General features: G+C 59.7%; 3 protein-coding genes and 1 pseudogene. All 4 read left to right on the top strand.

Features of this window, described 5'->3' with window-relative positions; genetic code table 11:
- Positions 1-77, top strand: a pseudogene (locus ACRESD_RS02405) (DUF1883 domain-containing protein); the annotation flags it as partial.
- Positions 78-103: 26 nt separating this feature from the next.
- Positions 104-271 (top strand): hypothetical protein, encoded by a 168-nt coding sequence (locus tag ACRESD_RS02400; RefSeq protein ID WP_167496692.1) that lies wholly within the window; start codon positions 104-106, stop codon positions 269-271.
- Positions 272-274: 3 nt separating this feature from the next.
- Positions 275-940: a DNA oxidative demethylase AlkB gene (gene alkB, locus ACRESD_RS02395; RefSeq protein ID WP_431749465.1), complete on the top strand. Its 666-nt coding sequence runs from the start codon at positions 275-277 to the stop codon at positions 938-940.
- Positions 941-1,015: 75 nt separating this feature from the next.
- Positions 1,016-1,701, top strand: a 686-nt coding sequence (locus ACRESD_RS02390) for a bifunctional transcriptional activator/DNA repair enzyme AdaA (RefSeq protein WP_431749464.1), incomplete at its 3' end; no start/stop codon positions are given.

Raw genomic sequence — 1,701 nt, 5'->3', positions numbered from 1 at the left:
CCATCAGCGTTACCCGCAAACCTGCGCTGTCCCACAAGATTCGCATCGTTCGTCGCACCAGCTCCAAACTGAGCTGATCCGAGCACTCGACAGGAAAAAAACCGTGACCACCACGACCAAATACGTCATCAAGTACAAGCTCAACGGTGAACGCCGCTTCGAGTTCGCACAATTGCAAAGCAACAGCGTGGAAGAAGCCAAGCAAGCCTTGGCGAAAATCCATGATGCCAGCGACGAAATCACTGACATCAACGTGAGCAAGGCGCTGTAAGCCATGCCTGGCCCTACTGCCGATTTGTTCGCCGATGATGCCCTGCAACAACCTGAAGGGCGTGAACAGATTGGCGCAGAGGCCTATGTGCTCAGGGGTTATGCCCTGCCCTGGATTGATCGCCTGATACCTGAGTTGCGCCGGGTGCTGGCGCAATCACCGTTTCGAAAGATGGTAACGCCAGGCGGTTTTACCATGTCGGCGGCGCTGAGCAGTTGTGGCGAGCTGGGCTGGACCACCGACAGCGCCGGCTACCGCTACAGCCCGGTCGATCCGCGCAGCCAAGCCCCCTGGCCAGTGATGCCCGATACCTTGCGCCAGCTGGCCGCCTTGGCAGCAACCGAGGCCGGCTTCCACGACTTCGCGCCGGATGCCTGCCTGATCAACCGCTATGTGCCAGGCGCCAAGATGTCCCTGCATCAGGACAAAAACGAACGCCACTATGTCGCCCCCGTGGTTTCGGTATCCCTTGGGCTGCCGGCCATTTTTTTATTCGGCGGCCATGAACGCAGCGACAAGACACAAAAAATCTCGCTCTTCCACGGCGACGTAGTGGTATGGGGTGGCGTCGATCGCTTGCGCTTTCATGGGGTGATGCCGATAAAGCAAGGTGTGCACCCCGTGATGGGCCCGCAGCGCATCAACCTGACCTTTCGCACCGCTGGCTAATTTGACCGCAAGCTTGCGAGTGCCGAGCGTGATCTGTGCCGCTAATCTGCCCGTGAACCGTCAAGAGTGCAGGCCATGAACAACGAACAAGACCCCCGCTGGGCCGCCATTGTTGCCCGCGATGCCAAGGCTGACACGCTGTTTGTGTATGGCGTGAAAACCACCGGCGTGTATTGCCGCCCCAGCAGTGCTTCGCGCTTGCCACGCCCGGAGAACATCGAGTTCTTCGACAGCCCCGCCCTCGCCGAAGCCGCCGGCTATCGCCCCAGTAAGCGCGCATCCGCTGACCAGACCCAAGTGGCGGCCCACCATGCGCAACTGGTCGCTGCGGCCTGTCGACAGATCGAACAGGCCGAAACGCCACCCAGCCTCGAAGATCTCGCCAGCCAAGCCGGGTTGAGTTCATTTCATTTTCATCGCGTGTTCAAAGCCGTCACCGGCCTGACGCCCAAGGGGTATGCCAGCGCGTTGCGCTCACATAAGGTCCGCAACGGCCTGAAAGGGCAGCACTCAGTGACCGATGCGCTGTACGACGCAGGCTTCAACTCCAATAGCCGATTCTATGAGTCAGCCGACCAGTTGCTAGGCATGAAGCCCAGCGATTTCAAAGCCGGCGGCACCAATAGCACCATTCGTTTTGCCGTAGGCCAGTGCTCACTGGGTGCAATTCTTGTGGCGCAGAGTCAGCGCGGTGTGTGCGCGATTTTGTTGGGGGACGACCCGGACAAGCTGGTACGTGACCTGCAGGACCAGTTCCCCAA

Origin of the sequence: Pseudomonas sp. (genome assembly GCF_050739995.1) — a bacterium.
Taxonomy (GTDB): Bacteria; Pseudomonadota; Gammaproteobacteria; order Pseudomonadales; family Pseudomonadaceae; genus Aquipseudomonas.
The sequence above is the reverse complement of the archived record's forward strand: the minus strand, read 5'-3'. Positions and strand labels throughout refer to the sequence as shown.

What these genes read in the sequence shown, in the direction of transcription:
- alkB (WP_431749465.1), top strand. Translation starts at nt 275, where the DNA reads ATGCCTGGCCCTACTGCCGATTTGTTCGCCGATGATGCCCTGCAACAA.